The sequence below is a fragment of the Nonomuraea sp. NPDC049480 genome (assembly GCF_044465905.1).
In the GTDB taxonomy this organism is placed as follows: Bacteria; Actinomycetota; Actinomycetes; order Streptosporangiales; family Streptosporangiaceae; genus Nonomuraea.
This window is the reverse complement of the sequence record NZ_JBITMD010000033.1, coordinates 19454-37208: the sequence shown is the minus strand read 5'-3', so window position 1 is coordinate 37208 and position 17755 is coordinate 19454. Positions and strand designations below refer to the sequence as shown.

General features: G+C 72.5%; 19 protein-coding genes. 16 read left to right on the top strand and 3 right to left on the bottom strand.

The annotated features are described in order from the left end of the window. Window positions 1-136 precede the first annotated feature (136 nt). Window positions 137-1120, bottom strand: coding sequence for a TIM barrel protein (locus ACIBX3_RS52640; RefSeq protein WP_397128325.1), 984 nt, complete (start codon window positions 1118-1120; stop codon window positions 137-139). Window positions 1121-1309: 189 nt separating this feature from the next. Here ACIBX3_RS52640 and ACIBX3_RS52635 point away from each other — a divergent pair, with 189 nt between their 5' ends. The 4 genes from ACIBX3_RS52635 to ACIBX3_RS52620 all read left to right on the top strand — a co-directional run bounded on the left by ACIBX3_RS52635 (window position 1310) and on the right by ACIBX3_RS52620 (window position 5641). Continuing rightward, window positions 1310-2197, top strand: a complete 888-nt coding sequence (locus ACIBX3_RS52635) for a transketolase (RefSeq protein ID WP_397128324.1) — start codon at window positions 1310-1312, stop codon at window positions 2195-2197. Beyond that, window positions 2194-3147, top strand: a complete 954-nt coding sequence (locus ACIBX3_RS52630; RefSeq protein ID WP_397128323.1) for a transketolase family protein — start codon at window positions 2194-2196, stop codon at window positions 3145-3147. Before ACIBX3_RS52635 ends, ACIBX3_RS52630 begins: the two co-directional genes overlap by 4 nt. Beyond that, window positions 3140-4585, top strand: coding sequence for a glycerol kinase (locus tag ACIBX3_RS52625; protein ID WP_397128322.1), 1446 nt, complete (start codon window positions 3140-3142; stop codon window positions 4583-4585). The genes ACIBX3_RS52630 and ACIBX3_RS52625 overlap by 8 nt, the downstream gene beginning before the upstream one ends. Before the next feature lie 78 nt (window positions 4586-4663). Further along, complete coding sequence (locus ACIBX3_RS52620; protein ID WP_397128321.1) at window positions 4664-5641, top strand: sugar-binding transcriptional regulator; 978 nt, start codon at window positions 4664-4666, stop codon at window positions 5639-5641. A gap of 16 nt (window positions 5642-5657) precedes the next feature. On the opposite strand, the gene ACIBX3_RS52615 is transcribed toward ACIBX3_RS52620, so the two are convergent. Then, a complete protein-coding gene (locus ACIBX3_RS52615; protein WP_397128320.1) occupies window positions 5658-6506 on the bottom strand; it encodes a PaaX family transcriptional regulator C-terminal domain-containing protein in 849 nt (282 codons plus the stop codon). Between the two features lie 366 nt (window positions 6507-6872). Here ACIBX3_RS52615 and ACIBX3_RS52610 point away from each other — a divergent pair, with 366 nt between their 5' ends. Beyond that, window positions 6873-7259 (top strand): VOC family protein, encoded by a 387-nt coding sequence (locus ACIBX3_RS52610; protein WP_397128319.1) that lies wholly within the window; start codon window positions 6873-6875, stop codon window positions 7257-7259. Window positions 7260-7296: 37 nt separating this feature from the next. Continuing rightward, window positions 7297-7731 (top strand): MarR family winged helix-turn-helix transcriptional regulator, encoded by a 435-nt coding sequence (locus ACIBX3_RS52605; protein WP_397128318.1) that lies wholly within the window; start codon window positions 7297-7299, stop codon window positions 7729-7731. 2 nt (window positions 7732-7733) lie between these two features. Here the strand turns inward: ACIBX3_RS52605 and ACIBX3_RS52600 are convergent, their stop codons facing one another. Then, window positions 7734-8426, bottom strand: coding sequence for a hypothetical protein (locus tag ACIBX3_RS52600; protein ID WP_397128317.1), 693 nt, complete (start codon window positions 8424-8426; stop codon window positions 7734-7736). A 38-nt stretch (window positions 8427-8464) separates the two neighbouring features. On the opposite strand from ACIBX3_RS52600, the gene ACIBX3_RS52595 reads away from it, so the two are divergent. The 10 genes from ACIBX3_RS52595 (at window position 8465) to ACIBX3_RS52550 (ending at window position 17754) form a co-directional block, all read left to right on the top strand. Continuing rightward, complete coding sequence (locus ACIBX3_RS52595) at window positions 8465-9118, top strand: TetR/AcrR family transcriptional regulator (RefSeq protein WP_397128316.1); 654 nt, start codon at window positions 8465-8467, stop codon at window positions 9116-9118. Window positions 9119-9188: 70 nt separating this feature from the next. After that, window positions 9189-9722 (top strand): dihydrofolate reductase family protein, encoded by a 534-nt coding sequence (locus ACIBX3_RS52590; protein WP_397128315.1) that lies wholly within the window; start codon window positions 9189-9191, stop codon window positions 9720-9722. Window positions 9723-9918: 196 nt separating this feature from the next. Next, window positions 9919-11532 (top strand): FAD-binding oxidoreductase, encoded by a 1614-nt coding sequence (locus tag ACIBX3_RS52585; protein WP_397128314.1) that lies wholly within the window; start codon window positions 9919-9921, stop codon window positions 11530-11532. A gap of 88 nt (window positions 11533-11620) precedes the next feature. Beyond that, window positions 11621-12031, top strand: coding sequence for an ArsR/SmtB family transcription factor (locus ACIBX3_RS52580; protein ID WP_397128313.1), 411 nt, complete (start codon window positions 11621-11623; stop codon window positions 12029-12031). Beyond that, window positions 12031-12930: a cation diffusion facilitator family transporter gene (locus ACIBX3_RS52575; protein WP_397128312.1), complete on the top strand. Its 900-nt coding sequence runs from the start codon at window positions 12031-12033 to the stop codon at window positions 12928-12930. Before ACIBX3_RS52580 ends, ACIBX3_RS52575 begins: the two co-directional genes overlap by 1 nt. Window positions 12931-13095: 165 nt before the next feature. Continuing rightward, window positions 13096-14883 carry a 3-oxosteroid 1-dehydrogenase gene (kstD, locus tag ACIBX3_RS52570; protein WP_397128311.1) on the top strand — a complete coding sequence of 596 codons (1788 nt, stop codon included), beginning with the start codon at window positions 13096-13098 and terminating at the stop codon, window positions 14881-14883. Window positions 14884-15000: 117 nt separating this feature from the next. After that, the gene (locus tag ACIBX3_RS52565) at window positions 15001-15558 is read left to right on the top strand and encodes a Chromate resistance protein ChrB (RefSeq protein ID WP_397128310.1); all 558 of its coding nucleotides are present in this window, start codon (window positions 15001-15003) and stop codon (window positions 15556-15558) included. Continuing rightward, window positions 15558-16742 carry an MFS transporter gene (locus tag ACIBX3_RS52560; protein ID WP_397128309.1) on the top strand — a complete coding sequence of 395 codons (1185 nt, stop codon included), beginning with the start codon at window positions 15558-15560 and terminating at the stop codon, window positions 16740-16742. The genes ACIBX3_RS52565 and ACIBX3_RS52560 overlap by 1 nt, the downstream gene beginning before the upstream one ends. Before the next feature lie 96 nt (window positions 16743-16838). Further along, window positions 16839-17288, top strand: coding sequence for an iron chaperone (locus ACIBX3_RS52555; protein ID WP_397128308.1), 450 nt, complete (start codon window positions 16839-16841; stop codon window positions 17286-17288). Window positions 17289-17382: 94 nt separating this feature from the next. Continuing rightward, complete coding sequence (locus ACIBX3_RS52550; protein WP_397128307.1) at window positions 17383-17754, top strand: hypothetical protein; 372 nt, start codon at window positions 17383-17385, stop codon at window positions 17752-17754. The last annotated feature ends 1 nt before the right edge of the window (window position 17755 follow it).

Here is a 17755-nt window from a genome sequence, read left to right as displayed (position 1 = left end):
GTAACCCTCCGCACCCGATCGGCGTCCCGCTGATCCGGCCCCCCGCGTCCTCAGACGACCGGAATGCCGGGGCGGCTGTCGGCGGGGCCGTGCAGACCGGCCTCGTCCCAGGCGGCGGCGGGCGTGATGTCGTCTGTCAGCTCTCTATCTGGGCGCTGAGCAGCGCCCTGCGGGCGATGCGCTGCGCGGCCAGGGCGTCCTGTCTGGCCTGGGCCTCCGCCAGCGCGTCCACGTCGAGGACCTGCAGCGCGCGCCAGATCGTCCGCATGACCTCGACGCCGGCGCGGGCCGCCTCGACCGCGTCCTCGCGGAAGGGGAACTGGTCGAGCTGCCAGACGCCCTGCCAGTTCGCCTGGCGCAGGGTGTGGAAGAACTCGAACGTCTCGACCAGGTGGATCGAGCCGACGACCATGTCGTCGTCCCAGCCGCGGAAGTTGTCGTTGACGTCGATGGCGTACAGCCGGCCATGCTCCAGGATCAGCTGCGCGGCGTCGGCGGGGGATTCGAGGCCGTAGAGGGAGTGGCCGAAGTCGAGCAGGACGCCGACGTTGGGTACGTCCATCTTCTCGATGGCCAGCAGCGTGCGGGCGGCCGAGGAGAAGGTCATGCGGTTGCGCGGCTCGCGCGGTTTGTACTCGATGGCGAAGCGCAGGTCCGGGTGCCGCTGGGCGAGCTCCCGCACCGCGTCGATGGACATCTGCCACAGTGCCTTGTAGTCGGCCTGGAACGGGTAGTCCCAGCCGTCCTGGCCGGGCCACAGCTTGACGTAGTCGCAGCCGAGCCGGCGCGCCAGGTCGGCGGCTTCGCTGACCAGCTCGATCGCCGCGCGCCTGATCTCGGGATCGGGGTTGGTGAAGGCGCCCCGGCTGAACTTCCTGGTGTAGATCTCCGGCGTCAGCGCGATGGCCCGCAGCCCGTTGGCCTTCAGTCGTTCCTCCACCTCCACGTCAGGAGGGTTGAACGGGTAGTTGATGTCGACGACGGACAGGCTGCCGACCTGGCCGGCGCGGTCGATCGCCTCCAGCGTGGAGACGGGCGGGCCGTACCCGTCGGTGGCGTAGCGGTCGCGGAACTGGCCGAAGTGCCAGAGCCCGGCGCCGAAGAGCGGTTCTGCGGCCATGCGGCATCGTCTCCTGCCGAATAGATATTCAATTCTGCCTTTATATTCAAGCAGAATGTAACGTCCCCGGCACAGGGCGGTCAAGGCGCTGCGTACAGATGCCGCATTGACATGAGCGCGAGCCGGGCCGTAGTTTCGAAGTATGCCTAGTCAGCCCAGAATAGATATTCAAGACGTGGCGGAGCGGTGATGGCGCTTCTCCCCGCCGATCCGGCGCGGGCGGCCGCCTACCGCGAGGCGGCCGCCCGCATTCGCCGGGCTGACCGGCCCGCCGCCGCGGCCGAGCTGGCGCGGCTGGCCACCGAGGTGCGCCGGAACATCATCCGCATGATCGACCGCGCCCGCATGGGACACGTCGGCGGCGACCTGTCGGTCACCGACATCCTGGTCGCGTGCTTCTACGGCGTCCTGACCGTCGATCCCGAACGCCCGCACTGGGCCGGACGCGACCGGTTCGTCCTGAGCAAGGGGCACTGCGCCGCCGCCCTCTACTCCACCCTCGCCCAGTGCGGCTTCTTCTTCGAGAAGGAGCTGGAGACGTTCATGGCGCCGCTGTCCGCGTTGAACGGCCACCCCAGCCGGATCAAGGTGCCCGGCGTCGAGACCAACACCGGCGCGCTCGGGCACGGGCTGCCGGTGGCCACGGGCTGCGCGCTGGCCGCCGCGATAGACGGCGCGAGCCGGCGTACCGTCGTCGTCCTGGGGGACGGCGAGCTGCAGGAGGGCAGCAACTGGGAGGCGGCCATGGCCGCGGCCCACCACGGCCTGGCGTCGCTGACCGCGGTCGTCGACCGCAACCGGCTGCAGCAGGGCGCCAGGACGGAGGACACCAACGCCCTCGGCGCGCTGGGCGACAAGTGGCGCAGCTTCGGCTGGGAGGTACGGGAGATCGACGGTCACGATCATCTGGCCCTCCTCCAGGCGCTGGACGGCTCGTCCAGCGGCCGGCCCGTCGCCGTCATCGCCAACACGATCAAGGGAAAGGGTGTGTCGTTCATGGAGGACCGGGTGGAGTGGCATCACAAGGTGCCCAGCCCCGATCAGGTGGCGGCGGCGCTCGCGGAGCTGGCGGGATGACGCTGACCGAGCAGCGGGCGGTCTTCGACTGCCGGCAGGACTTCGCCGACGAGCTCCTCGCCCTGGCCGCGCGGGACGAGCGGATCGTGGCCGTGTGCAACGACTCCGTGGGCTCCAGCAACCTCGTCGGGTTCCGGGAGCGCTACCCGCACCGGCTGATCAACGTCGGTATCGCGGAGCAGAACCTCGTCGGGGTCGCCGCGGGCCTGGCGAACGCGGGCAAGATCCCGTTCGTGTGCGCGGCGGCGCCCTTCCTCACCGGCCGGGCCCTGGAGCAGATCAAGGCGGACGTCGCCTACAGCCAGGCGCACGTGGTGCTGTGCGGCCAGAGCCCCGGCATGGCGTACGGCGAGCTGGGACCCACGCACCACTCGATCGAGGACCTGTCGTGGATGCGGGCGATCGCCGGCCTCGACGTGATCGTCCCCGCCGATCCCGTCCAGACGCGGTCGGCCGTGCGCTGGGCGGCGGCCTCCGGCAGGCCCGGCTACATCCGCATCCCGCGTTTCAAGGTCCCCGTCGTCACGCCTGAGGACGCGCCGTTCGAGCCGAGCCGCGCGGTGCTCCTGCACGACGGCGACGATGTCACGGTGATCGCGATCGGCTCGCTGACCTCCCGCGCCCTGCGGGCGGCGGCCCTGCTGCGCGCGGAGGGCGTCTCGGCGCGGGTGCTCAACATGCCCTTCCTCGACCCGCTGGACGAGGACGCCGTGGTCGCGGCCGCGCGGGAGACCCGCGGCATCGTCACCGCCGAAGAGGCCACGATCAGCGGCGGGCTCGGCGCGGCCGTCGCGGCCACCGTCGTCACCCGCCACCCCGTGCCGATGCGGATCCTCGGCGTGCCGCGTGTGTTCGCGCCCACCGGCGACACCGCGTTCCTGCTCGACCACTTCGGCCTGTCCGCCGACGGCATCGTCGCCGCCGTCAGGGATCTGCTGGGCCATGGCTAGCCCGCTCATCCTGTCCATCGACCAGGGCACCAGCTCCACCAAGGCGCTCCTCGTGGACGAGGCGGGCCAGGTCGTCTCGCGTGCCGTCGTCCCGGTCACCGAGGCGCAGCCCCGGCCAGGCTGGGTGGAGCAGTCCGCCGGCGAGCTGTGGGAGAGCGTGCGGCAGGCGGTCGCGGACTGCGTCGATCCCGCGCAGGCCCATCGGGTCGCCGGGGTGGGGTTCAGCAACCAGCGCGAGTCGCTGGTGCTGTGGGAGCGCCGCACCGGCAGGCCGGCCGGGCCGCTGGTCAGCTGGCAGGACCAGCGCACCGCCGCCCGCTGCCGCGAGCTGGCCGCCACCGGGGCCGCCGAGCTGGTGCGGTCGGTGAGCGGGATGCCTCTGGACCCGATGTTCTCGGCGCTCAAGGCACGCTGGCTGCTGGACGCGTACGACCCGGACCGGCGCCGCGCGGGCGAGCTTTGCCTGGGGACCGTGGACTCCTGGCTGCTCAGCCGCCTGGGCGGGGAGCACGTGATCGAGATCGGCAACGCCTCGCGTACGCAGTTGCTCGGCCTCCGGACCGGGGACTGGGATCCGCGGCTGCTGGAGCTGTTCGGGGTGCCGCGCGAGGTGCTGCCGCGGGTGGTCGCCTCCACCGGTCCCTTTCCCGCCGTCCGCGGCCTCGCGCCGCTGCCGGACGGGGTGCCGGTGCTGGCGGTCATGGGGGACTCGCACGCCGCCATGTTCGCCCATGCCGGGTGGCGGCCCGGGGTGGTCAAGGCCACGTACGGCACCGGCTCGTCGGTGATGGCCGTCGGCGACGGCGGGGAGGCGCCGGGGTTGTGCCGCAGCGTCGCCTGGGACCTGGGTGACGGGCCGGTGGTCGGCGTCGAGGGCAACATCCGGGCGACCGGGCGGACGATCAGCTGGCTGAGCGAGCTGTTCGGCGTCCGTACCGGCGCGCTGCTGGCGGAGGCGGAGGGCGCCGAGCCGGACGGCGTGCATTTCGTGCCCGCGTTCGGCGGGCTCGGCGCCCCGTGGTGGGAGCCGGACGCCGCTCCCGTGGTGACCGGCCTGTCGCTGGGCACCAGGCGCGCTCAGCTCGTCGCCGCCGCCCTGGAGGCCGTGGCCTTCCAGGTGGAAGACGTGGTGGCGGCGATCGAGCAGGCCGCCGGACGGGTGCGGGTGCTCATGGCCGACGGCGGGCTCACCCGCAGCACCCGGCTGATGCGGCTGCAGGCCGACCTCAGCGGCCGCACCGTCGCCCGCTCCGGCGAGCACGACCTGTCGTGCCTCGGCGTGGCCGACGCCGCCGGGCTGGCGGCCGGAATGTGGACGGTCGAGCGGTTGGAGAGCCGGCCGCGGCCCGCCGACGTGTTCGAGCCGGCCCTCGACGAGCCCTGCCGCGCGGCCAGGAAGGCCGGCTGGCACGCGGCCGTGCGCAAGTCCCGGCCCTGACGCCTCAGTCTGGACACTAGGCTGAATCGACAATCAAGGCGTGAATGGAAAGTCGGCGTCGAGGAAAGGCGGTGCGCGGTGGTCCAGAACGCGGAACGCAGGCGCGACACGACCAAGGATCACCTGCGGCTCCTTGCGCGGGTCGCGCGCATGTACCACGAGCAGGGCATGCGCCAGCCTGAGATCGCCGCCACGCTCAACATCTCCCAGCCGCGCGTGTCCCGCCTGCTCAAGGAGGCGGTCGAACGGGGCCTGGTCCGCACGGTGGTCACTCTGCCCGAGGGGGTGCACACCGAGCTGGAGGAGGAGCTGCAGCGCCGCTACGGGCTGCGCGACGCCGTCGTCGTGGACGTCGAGGAGTTCCAGGACGACGTGATCCCGCCGCTGGCCTCGGCGGCCGCCGCCTACCTGGGCGTCACCTTCACCGGCGGCGACGTGATCGGCATCTCCTCGTGGAGCGAGACCCTCCTCGCCATGGTGGAACGCATGCCGCAGAAGAACATCCAGGTCGCCGACCGCGTGATCCAGCTCGTCGGCGGGGTCGGCAGCCCCGAGGCGCAGGTGCACGCCACCCGGCTCGTCGCCCGCCTGGCCAACCTCACCTACGCCCGCCCGGTCTTCGTGCCGTTGCCCGGCGTGGTCGCGACCACCGCGATCCGCGACGCGCTGCTGCAGGACCCGAGCATCCAGGAGGTCCAGGCGCAGTGGCGGGAGCTCACGGTCGTGCTCGTCGGCATCGGCAGCCTCGAACCCTCGCCCCTGCTGCTCAGCAGCGGCAACGCGGTCAGCGGTGCCGATGAGGAGGAGCTGCGGGGGCTGGGCGCCGTGGGCGATGTGTGCCTGCACTTCTTCGACGCCACGGGCAAGCCGGTCGACTCCGGCTTCGACCAGCGGGTCATCGGCATCGACGCGCAGACGTTCCGCGCGGTCGAGCGCCGGGTGGGGGTCGCCGGCGGCATGCGCAAGGTGTCCGCGATCAAGGCCGCCCTCGAGGGTGGCTGGGTGAACATCCTGATCACGGATGTGCGCGTGGCCCGCCTGCTCTGCTCCGAATGATCAGCCTGGTCACCCGCTAGGTACGGGCGGCGGCGTCCTCGTCCATCTGGTCCCACTCGGCCTGCGCGCGCCGGTGCCACCGGTTGCGCAGGTCGTGGAAGACCGTCGCGGCCCGCGGGCCAGGCCAGTCGTGATCCAGCAGCTCGGCGGGCAGGTCGGGGTCCAGGAACGGGAAGCGCCGCCATTCCTGGATGAGCAGCACCTGGTTGACGAACGCTTCCCGGTTGGCGGACACCGTCACCCTTTCGAAGCGCTCGATGAAGGCGAGATAGCGCTTCTCCACGTCGTCGAGGTCCCATGCGGCGCTGATCAGCGAGGTGGTGTCGCCGATGTCCGCCGACGTCCCGGTCCAGGCGTACGCGCGGTCGCCGAGATCGAGCTCGCGCACCACGTCCCGGACCGCACCGGCCTTCGCCGCGTCCGGGATCACCCACAGGCCGGGGGCGGGGGAGCCGAGCCCGAGCCAGGTGAGCTTGGTGCGAAGCCGGTGCCGCAGCTGCCGCTGGGTCTCCGGCACGCCGGCGGTCAGGACGAGCCAGCGGCCGTCCCAGTCGTGTGGTTTGCGCATGAAGCCGTAGATGCGCTCCGTGCCCTCGCGCAGCAGCCGGTCGGCGGCGTCGGTGAGGCTCCAGCGCACCCGGCGGCCGTGCCGGGTGGAGGTGAGCAGCCCTTCGGCCGCGGTGCGGGCCAGGGCCTGGCGGGCGGATTTCTCCTCCACGCCCAGCGCGCCGAGCGCCGCGACCAGGGTGCCGGTCCAGACCTCGCCCCGCCGCGGCAGCACGAACTCGCCCAGCACCGTCAGCAGCAGCGAGCGGGCGCTGGCGGATGCCTTGTCGCGCTGGCGTTCTGAGGGCTCGGCCGCCACGTCTGGTCCCGTCCTTTCGCTCTCTGTGTTCGTGACGGGCATTCTGCCAGGTTGGGCGCGTCCGGGCGTCCCGGGACTCCCCGGACGCCGTGCGCGGCCCCGCCACGATGGCCGCCCGCCGCCGCGGCACCCCCGGATCCGGACGGGAACCCGTCCACGGCGTTTCCGCCAAGGGCGTCTACTACACGATGGAGCATTACACGCTGTAGTAGAGATCCCTCCAACGACCCCTGGGATGTGCGATGACCCTGCGCCGGTTCCAGGCCGGCGACCTCCTCCCGTCCCCGATGGGCGTGCTGGGCAAGAGACCGTGAAGATCCCTTCAAGCCGCGGGATGCGCCTTGCCTGCCGGGGAACAGGTGCGGCATGGAGGTGCTGAGCAGCCGCGTGCTGCTGCGCCCGAGGGATCTCGCGCGCAGCCGCCGCTTCTACGCCGAGACGCTCGGCCTGGCCGTCTACCGCGAGTTCGGGCCCGCCGACCATCCCGGCACGGTGTTCTTCCTGGGCCAGGGCTTCCTGGAGCTCTCCGGGAAGTCCGACGACGGGGCCGGCCAGGGGGTGGCGCTCTGGCTGCAGGTACGCGACGTGGCGGCCGAGGAGGAACGCCTGCGCCGGGCCGGCGTCACCGTACTGCGCGAGGCCCGCGAGGAGCCCTGGGGACTCATCGAGTCGTGGATCGCCGATCCCGACGGCCATCGCATCGTCCTCGTCCAGGTCCCGCCCGGCCACCCCCTGCGCCGCGACCCGCGCTGACCGGCCGGTGACCGGCGCGGTAGGGGAGACTGGAGTGGTGAGCATCGAGAACGATCGTCCCGGCCCGCCCGTGACGAGCCCTTCCATCATCCTGCTGACGCTGGCGCGCCGGATCGAGACCGAGCTCAACGCCGCTCTCGCGCCGCTGGAGCTCACGGTCAGCAGGCTCGGGCTGCTCGGCCACATCGCCGTGGTGCCCGGGGTGTCGTTCAGCGACCTGGCGCGGATGTCGGGGACCACGGTGCAGAGCGTGCACACGGCGGTGAAGGCGCTGGTCGGCGCGGGACTGGTACACGATCACACCGCCCGGGCCGGGTCCGCCTCCACGATCGAGGTCACGCCCGAGGGCGCCCGCCTCCTGGAGCGGGCCAAGCAGGCGGTGGCCGAGGTGGACGAGCACCTGTTCGGCCCGGCCGCCGATCCGGTGCAGCGGCAGATCGCGCAGGCCGTACGCGCGGCCTTCGCGTTGTGAGGTCAGCCCGCCGGCTGGACCCGCGGGGCCGGGGCGAGACGGATCAGGGCAAGGCCCCACGCCCCGAGCCAGACCACCCACATCAGCCACCCGGCCAGCCCGATGAGGCCCAGAGGGCCGGCTTCATCCATGATGACGGAGGTCAGAGTGGCGCTCGTGAACTGCAGCGCGGCCGCCGCCAGCCCCAAGGTCGCGTGCCAGCGCCGGATGAGGCCGGAGCGCAGGCCGCTGACGGACAACCCCACGAGGGCGAGCGCCAGAAAGGTGCCGTTGAGGCCGAACAGCGCGTCGTGCAGCGCCCACAATCCCGTGGTCGCGCTGCCGTCGTGCCCGGCGGTGGACGTGAGCGCGAGGCGGGTCGCCATGACGCCCGTGAACGTGGTGTTCTGCAGCAGCAGGCCGGCGAATCCGGCCAGCGACCAGGCCTCGCCCCGCTCGCGCTCGGACCGCCACAGCGCGGCTACCGCGCCCGCTCCGAACAACGTGGCAAGCACCCAGGTGGCGGGGCCGAGCAGGGAGGCGACGCCGACGAGGTCGCCCTTGGCGCTGAAGAACGCCTGGACCTCGCCGATCTCGGACCCCGTGACCGGCAGGCCGGCGGGCGCCAGGATCACGTTGCCGAGGACGATCGCCGCGGCGAAGCCGGCGGCGCCGATGCCGGCGATCCGCGAAAAGCTAATGATTTGACGTGACATATATTCATTATAACCCTCATAAAGTCATTGGAGGCAGCATGAGCGCTGAGCCCGGCTCGCGCCGGTACGACTCGTTGCGCCGGGCGACGCAGGCGCAGGAGACCCGGGCGGAGATCGCCCGCGCCGCCCGGCGGCTGTTCGTCTCTCAGGGGTGGGCGGCGACGACCGTGCGGGATGTCGCGCGCGAGGCAGGGGTCTCCGTGCCGACCGTGTACGCCGCGTACGGCAACAAAACCGGTCTGACCCGGGCCCTTGCCGACGCCGCGGACCTGTCGGCCGACGCGCCGCAGATGCTGGCGGAACTGGAGGCCCCGGAGACGGGCCCGGAGCGGCAACTCGCCGCGATGGCCGGCTATGACCGGAGGTTGTTCGAGCGCGCGGGCGACGTGATCGCGCTGATCCGCGAGGCCGGCCGCACCGAGCCCGAGCTGGCGGAGGCCTACCGCGACGGCCGCCGCCGCGGCGACGAGACCCGGGTGTGGGTGTTCTCCCGCTGGCCGCCCGGCGTCCTGCGGAGCGGGCTCGACGTGCGGGCCGCCGTCGACGTCTACGCGGCCATCTGCAACATCGACGTCTACGCCACGCTCACCGCGGAACGCGGCTGGCCGCCCGACCGGGTCGAGCGGTGGTGGGGCGAGGCGCTGGCCCGCGAGCTCCTGGAGCGTGGTGACGGCGCGGCCTTAAGTGTGTGAGAAGGAATCGGTAAGGGCCTCACGGCAGGCTTGTGTCCAAGAAAGCCACGCGAATCAGAGGAGAGCCGCCATGAGGAAGCTCATAGAGTCCACGTTCGTCACCCTCGACGGCGTCATCAGCGACCCGCACGTCTGGGGCCCGCCGTACTGGGACGAGGAGCACAACGCGTACGCGGCCGGGCTGTTGTTCGCCGCCGACGCGCTGCTGCTGGGCCGCGAGACGTACGAGGGGTTCGCCGAGGTCTGGCCCTCGCAGCCGGGCGACTACGCCGACCGGATCAACGCCATGCCCAAGCACGTCGCGTCCACCACGCTCAAGGAGGCCGGCGCATGGAACGGCACCCTGATCGAGGGCGACGTCGCCACCGCGGTGGCCGAGCTGAAGCGGCAGCCCGGGAAGAACATCTTGAAGTTCGGGACCGGCCGGCTCGACCACACGCTGATCGGCAACCGGCTGGTCGACGAGTTCCACTTCTGGATCTTCCCCGCCGTCGCCGGGGGCGGCGACCGGCTCCTCGACGGCCTCGACACCACCCACCTGGACCTGCTCGGCACGACCCGGTTCAAGTCCGGCATCGTGGTCCACACCTACGGGCCCAAGTAGCCGGATCACCTGCGCGCGCCGGCGCCGGCGCGGTGGACGTAGGCCTGCGTGCGGATGCCACGGATCCCGCGGCCGCACGATCGGCGGGAGTGTAGTTACCTCCACCCCCGCGTACATCTGGATGCATTCTCCGGCCACGCCCGCGCTCCTAGCGTCGAAGACGCAGATTGCGGACAAGCGGCAGGGGGAGCGAATGATGAGCAAGGTCACGCGCCGTGGGTTTCTCGGCAGCACGGCGGCGCTCGGTGGCGCGGCCGTGACGGCAGGGCTCACACCGTCGGCGGCACTGGCGGAGACCTCCGGCGACCCGCCCTTCGGCCCCGTCGTGGTACGCCCCGGCGACCCCCGCTACGACGACCTCACGGTCCGCAGGACGAACCACCGCTTCCGCCCGCGGCCCGGCTACTTCCACGTGGTCGGCTCCACCGAGCAGGTCGTCGCGGCGGTCAACGAGGCGGTCCGCGCCGGCCGCCGCGTCACCGTCCGCAGCGGCGGCCACTGCTACGAGAACTTCGTCGGCGACGGCGCGCAGGTCGTGATCGACATGTGTGAGATGTCCGAGGTGTACTTCGACGCCGAGCGCGGCGCGTTCGCCATCGAGGCCGGCGCCACGCTGATGCAGGCGTACCGCAAGCTCTACCTGGGGTGGGGCGTCACCATTCCCGGCGGTCAATGCGGGGGCGTGGCCGCGGGCGGGCACATCGCGGGCGGCGGGTACGGTCCGCTGTCGCGCCGCGACGGTCTCACGGTGGACTACCTGCACGCCGTCGAGGTCGTGGTGGTCGACCGTGCCGGCCGGGCCCGCGCGGTGGTGGCGACCAGGAACCCGGCCGACCCGAACCACGACCTGTGGTGGGCGCACACGGGTGGGGGCGGCGGCAACTTCGGCATCGTGACCCGCTACTGGATGCGCGACCCGGACGCCAGGGGCGGCGACCCGGCCACGCTGCTGCCCAGGCCGCCCGCCCACGTGCTGTCGGGCGCGGCCTACTGCTCGTGGGACGGCATGACGAAGGAGTCGTTCCGCCGCCTGCTGCGCAACTACGCCGAGTGGCACGTGCGCAACAGCGTCCCAGGGAGCCCGCAGGTCTCGCTGTGGGGCTCCCTGCTGATCACCGGCAGGAAGGAGGGCCCCCAGCCCGGAGGCATCATCCTGCCCGCGCAGATCGACGCCGGCGTCCCCGGCGCCGAGAAGATCCTGCGCGGCCTTTTCGCCGCGGTGGGCGAGGGCGTCACTCCCGAGGTGGGGGTGTCGCCGATCCAGCGGGATCCGTGGTTCCAGGCGGTGCGCACACTGTCGCTCGGCGCGGAGTCGGAGTCGGGCCGCTACAAGGGCAAGTCCGCCTACCTGCGCAAACCGTTCACCGACGCGCAGGCGGACGTGGCCTTCGAGGCCCTCGGAGAGATGTCGTCGAACGGCATCCTCTGGCTCCTGTCGTACGGCGGCCGGGTCAACACGGTGCCGCCGGCGGCGACCGCCACTGTGGAGCGCCAGTCCATCCTCAAGGTGATCCACCTGGTCGGCTGGGACGAGGGACAGGACGAGAACGCGCACCTGGAGTGGGTGCGCCGGCTCCATCAGCGGACGTTCGAGGCCACGGGGGGCGTGCCCGTGCCCGGGGGCGACTGCGGCGGCGCCTACATCAACTACCCGGACACCGATCACGCCGACCCCGCGTGGAACACCTCCGGCGTGCCATGGTCCACGCTCTACTACGGGGTCAACTACGCCCGCCTGCAGCGGGTGAAGGCCCGCTGGGACCCGCGCAACGTCTTCCGCCACGCCCTGTCGGTCCGCCCGCCCGCCTGACCCGCCGGGCCGCCCGCATCGGGCGCGCCGCCGTTGACGGCGCGCCCGGTGCCGCTGTTAAGCTGCTCATGTGAACAGTTCTTCAGATATGCGTGTGGCAAGCGTGGACGGCTGTGCGGTCAAAATGGTGGACGCCGACCGGGTCGAGGCGGTCCGCGAGCGGATGCCCGCCGCCCGGGACCTGACCGGCACGGCGGAGATCTTCGGCCTGCTGTCCGACCCCAACCGGCTGCGCCTGCTGGTCGCGCTGCTGGACGGCGAGCTGTGCGTGTGCGACCTGGCGGCGGTGACCGGCCAGAGCGAGTCGGCCGCCTCGCACGCGTTGCGGCTGCTGCGCGCGCACCGGGTGGTGGCGGCCCGCCGGTCCGGCCGCATGGCGTTCTACCGGCTGGCGGATCCGCACGTGCGGATGCTGCTGGACCTGGCCCTCGCGCACACCGAGCACACCGAGCCCATCTACCCCGGGCTCATCCGCCCCGAGCGCGGAGTGGAGCGCTGATGGGCGCGGGACACGGGCACGGCCACGCCGCCGGACGCCACCGCCGGCCCCTGGCGATCGCCTTCGCGCTGATCGGCTCGTTCTTCGTGGTCGAGCTGGTCTTCGGCCTGCTGTCGGGCTCGCTGTCGCTGCTGTCGGACGCCGGGCACATGGCCGCCGACGTCGTCACCCTGGGCGCGGCGCTGATCGCCACCCGGATCGCCACCCGCCCCGACGCCACCGGCCGCCGCAGCTACGGCTCCTACCGGGCCGAGGTGTTCGCGTCGCTGCTGGCCGTGGTGCTCATGCTGGGCGTCGCCGTTTACGTGGTGGCCGAGGCGATCGGCCGCCTCGGCGGCCCCGCCGAGGTCTCCTCGGGGCCGATGATGGTGGTCGGCGCGCTCGGCCTGGTCGTCAACGTCGTCGCCCTGCTGCTGCTGCGCAAAGGGGCGGCCGACAGCCTGAACGTCAAGGGCGCCTATCTGGAGGTCGTCGCCGACACCGCGGGATCGGTCGGCGTCATCGTGGCCGGCTGGCTGGTGGCCGCGACCGGTCAGACGTTCTGGGACACGCTCGTCGCCCTGGCCATCGGCGCCTTCGTGGCCGTGCGCGCGGTATCGCTCGGGCGGCAGGTCTTCGCCGTCCTGGGCCAGCACGTGCCCGCCGAGATGGACCCGGCCGCCGTGGCGGCCGACCTGGCGGCCATCGAAGGCGTACGCGACGTGCACGACCTGCACCTGTGGACGCTCACCTCCGGCATGAACGTCGCCACCGCCCACCTGGTCGCCGGCGACCAGGGCGACACCCACGCCGTCCTGGACCGGGCCAGGGACGTGCTGCGGCAGCGCCACGACATCGCGCACGCCACGCTGCAGGTCGAGCCGGCCGATCATCGGGGCTGCGACGAGCTGGGCTGGTAGCCGCCCGGTTTCAGCGAAACACGTCATGCCCAAGCGCTTGCTTCGATCATGATGCGGTGTGATCCTTCGATTGGCGATCACGGCCGGCGCCCCAGCGCCCCAGAGGCCGCTCCGGCGCGCCCGTACGCCACGTGAACGCCCCACGACCGAAGGGATTGGCTCGCCATGGCCGATGCGACGCAGAACCGTGCAAACCCGACCCCCGAAGGGCCCAGCCGGCGGGCGCTGCTGCGCGGGGCCGCCATCGCCGGCGGGGCCCTGGTGACCGGGGTGACCGGCGCGGCGCTGGGCGCCCCGGCCCGCGCCCAGGTCGAGTACGACGTCGTCGTGGTCGGCGCCGGCGCCGCCGGCATGACGGCGGCGCTGACGGCGGCCAAGCGCGGACTGCGTACGGTCGTGGTGGAGAAGGCGCCGACGTTCGGCGGGTCGGCCGCCCGCTCCGGCGCCGGGATCTGGATCCCGAACAACGAGGTCATCCTGGCCGCCGGCGTCCCGGACACGCCCGCCAAGGCCGCCGCGTACCTCGCCCGCGTCGTCGGCGGCACCGTGCCCGTCGAACGTCAGCAGGCGTTCCTGGCCGCCGGTCCGGCCATGCTCTCGTTCGTGATGCGCAACAGCCCGCTGCGGTTCCGGTTCATGGAGGGCTACTCCGACTACTATCCGGAGTTCCCCGGCGGGCTGCCGAACGGCCGCTCCATCGAGCCGGACCAGCTCGACGGCCGCGTCCTCGGCGCGGAGCTGGGCCGGCTCAACCCGGCGTACATCCCCGCCCCGGCCGGCATGGTCGTCTTCAGCGCCGACTACAAGTGGCTGACGCTCAGCGCGGTCCACCCGAAGGGGATCGAGGTGACCGCCGCCTGCCTGCTGCGGGGCACCGAGGCCGCGTTACGCGGCGAGAAGCCGCTGACCATGGGCCAGGCCCTGGCCGGGGGACTGCGGGCCGGGCTGCTCACGGCCGGCGTGCCGGTGTGGCTGAACACCCCGCTCGTCGACCTGCACCTGGAGGGCGGCCGCGCGACCGGCGTGGTGGTGTCCAAGAACGGCAAGGAGACGCTGGTCAAGGCGACCCGCGGCGTCATCGTCGGCTCGGGCGGGTTCGAGCACAGCGCGGCCATGCGGGCCGAGTTCCAGCGCCAGCCCGTCGGGACGAGCTGGACCGTCGGCGCCAAGGAGAACACCGGCGACGGCATCGAGGCCGGCGAGCGCGCCGGGGCGGCGCTGGAGCTGATGGACGACGCCTGGTGGGGGCCCGCGATCCCGCTGCCCGGCGAGGCGTACTTCTGCCTGGCCGAACGCACGCTGCCCGGCTGCATCATGGTCAACGGCAACGGCGTCCGCTTCGTCAACGAGGGCGCGCCGTACAGCGACGTCGTCCACGTCATGTACGACCGCAACACCCCGGCCGCGCCGCACATCCCCGCCTGGCTGATCGTCGACCAGAACTACCGCAACCGGTATCTGTTCAAGGACGTCGCCCCCCTCCTGCCGCTGCCCGCCTCCTGGTACGACAGCGGCGCCGTGCACCAGGCGTGGACCGTCGAGCAGCTGGCGCAGCGCATCGGCGTGCCGGCGGCGGCGCTGCGCGGCACGGTCACGCGGTTCAACCAGTTCGCGGTGACCGGGAAGGACCTCGACTTCCACCGGGGCGACAGCGCGTACGACCGCTACTACGCCGACCCGTTCGTCAAGCCGAACCCCTGCCTGGCGCCCTTGTGGCTGCCGCCGTTCTACGCGTTCAAGATCGTACCGGGGGATCTCGGGACGAAGGGCGGGATGCTCACGGACGCGCGGGCGCGTGTGCTGCGCGAGGACGGCTCGGCCATCCCCGGCCTGTACGCCGCCGGCAACGCCAGCGCCGCCGTCATGGGCCACAGCTACGCCGGCGCCGGCTCGACCCTCGGTCCCGCCATGACGTTCGGCTACGTCGCCGCCAACGACATCGCCGGCGCATGAGGCGCCGCATGACCTGACAGGTGACCGAACGGGCCGCACGACGCTGGGCCGGACTTCACGACATGACGGTGGCCCGCACCTATCGAGGCAGATGTAACACTTGCTACATTTGTCGGTGTGACGGTCGAACTCGTGCGATGGGTGGTCCTGCTCGTGCGGCTGCCCGCCGGTCCCTCCCGGCACCGCGTCGCGGTGTGGCGGGAGCTGCGCCGGCTCGGGGCCGTGTCCCTGGGGCAGGGCGCCTGGACGGTTCCCGACGTGCCGGTCTTCGCCGACGGGCTGGCGCGTGCCGTGGAGCTGGCAGGCGTGGCCGGGGGAGAGGTGGTGGTGCTGGACGCGGCCGGTCGCACCCCCGCCGACTCCGAACGCCTCCAAGCCATGTTCGCGGCCGCCCGCCGCGAGGACTGGGCCGAGTTCCTCGCCGACTGCGGCAAGTATGAGGAGGAGCTGGCCAAGGAGATCCGGCAGGCCAAGTTCACGCTGGCGGAGCTCGAAGAGGAAGAGCAGTCGCTGGAACGGCTGCGGCGCTGGCATCGCGCGCTGACGGCCCGCGACGTCTTCGGCACCCCGGAGGCCGCCCAGGCGGCCGAGCGCCTGGCGGCGTGCACCGCGGCCTGCGAGGACTACGCCGAACGCGTCTTCGCCGCCCTCCACCAGTCGCAGGGCGGTCCCTGATGACGACCTCCCGGACACCGGCCGCGCAGGCGGCGCCTCGGGGGCGGATGTGGCCGCTGTACGCGGCCGGCTTCACCACGGCGTTCGGCGCCCACGGCGTCGCGGCCAGCCTCGGCGGTCTCTCGCCGGACGCGGTGACGTCGCTGCTGGTCCTGGGCGGGCTCCTGGCGCTGTACGACGGCGCCGAGGTCCTGCTCAAGCCGCTCTTCGGCACCCTGGCCGACCGGATCGGCGCCCGCCCCGTGCTGCTGGGCGGGCTGGTCGCCTTCGCCTGCGCCTCGGCCCTGTACGCGCTCGCCGACAGCCCCGGCTGGCTGTGGGCCGCCCGCCTCGGCCAGGGAGCGGCCGCCTCGGCCTTCTCCCCGTCGGCCTCCGCCCTGGTCGCCAGGCTCAACCCGGCCGCCAAGCACGGCCGCGCGTTCGGCGGCTACGGCTTCTACAAGAGCATCGGCTACACGCTGGGCCCGCTTCTCGGCGGCGTGCTGATGTGGGCGGGCGGGCTGCGGCTGCTGTTCGGGGTGATGGCGGTGCTGGCGGCGGCCGTGGCGGTGTGGGCCGCCCTGGCGGTCCCGCACGTGCCGCCGCTGCCCAAGGCCCGGCAGACCGTGCTGGACCTCGCCCGCCGCCTGGCCGACCGTGCGTTCTGGCAGCCCACGGCCGCGCTGGCCGCCGCCACCGCCGCGCTGTCCGTCGGCGTCGGCTTCCTGCCGGTCTCGGGCGCCGCGGCGGGACTGGGCACGGTCGCCACGGGCGCCGCGGTGTCGGTCCTGGCCGCCTGCGCCGCCGTCGTCCAGCCGGCCGCCGGCCGGGCCCTGGACGCCGGCCGCATCACCACTCGTGCGGGCCTCGCCGCCGGTCTCGCGATCACCGCCGTGGGGGTGGCTTTCGCCATGGTGCCGGGGCTGCCGGGTGTGCTGGCGTCGGCCGTGCTGATCGGCGTGGGCACCGGGCTGATCACGCCCCTGGGCTTCGCCGCCCTGGCCGCCTCGACGCCGCAGGAGCGGCTCGGGCAGACCATGGGGACGGCCGAGCTCGGGCGCGAGCTGGGCGACGCGGGCGGCCCGCTCCTGGTCGCCGCCGTCGCCTCGGCCGCCACCCTCGCCCACGGCTTCGCCGCGCTCGCCCTGCTCCTGATGATCGCCCCCGCCGCGATCCTCGCCGGCCGCCTCCGCACCCGGCACTGACAAGCCCCGGCGGCCACTCGCATCGTCGTCGCATAGCGAATGTATTGACCCGGTCGGACAGTCTTGTCTCACACCAAGACGACGAAGGAGAACACGATGGGCAGCGCCGCAACCAGCACGTATGAGGGATTCACGGCCGAGGAGCGGGCCGCGATGAAGGACCACGCCAAAGAGCTGAGGACGGCGGCGCGCCGCAGTCCGGCGGACAAGGCGGCGGAGGCTGAGCGGGACGTGCTCGCGAAGATCGCCGAGATGCAGGACTCGGACCGGATCCTGGCCGAGCGTGTCCATGCCGTCATCACGGCCAGCGCCCCGGCCCTCGCGCCGAAGCTCTGGTACGGGATGCCCGCGTACGCGCTGGACGGCAAAATCGTGTGTCACTTCCAGAGCGCGGCGAAGTTCAAGACGCGCTACGCGACGCTCGGGTTCAGCGACCAGGCGAAGCTGGACGAGGGCACGATGTGGGCGGCCGCTTTCGCTCTGACCGAGGTGACGGCCGAGGTGGAGGAGCGGATCAGTGCGCTCGTGAAGCAGGCGGTGAGCTGAGGCGCGCCCAGCGTGGCGAACGGGCTCGGGACCGGTCCCGGCGAACGCCTGCATACTCCTCAGATGACGGCTCCGTTACCGCATGAGGAGGATCATGCCCCCCAGGATCACCACCGCCCTCGCCCTCGCCGCGTCCCTCGTCGTCGGCGGGGCGGCACCGGTCGCCACGGCGACCGCGGCGGCCGCCGCCACCTCGGCCAAGCCCAACCTGCGTGCCTGCTACGACGGTAATTGCAAGGTCACCATCACCAAGCGTGTGTCGTTCCGGATCGACCCCGGTTTCGGCGTGACCAAGGTGTGGGTGCGTTTCAACGCGAACGAAGTGACCGTGAAGGCCAAGGGGCCGGGCTTGGTCCTGGGAGGGGGCTTCAGCGAGGGCGGGTCCACCGCGCTCAACGGCATCGTCTTCAGCGTCGACTCCCTGTCGAAGCGCAAGGCGGTGCTCCGCCTCACGTACTCGGGGTGAC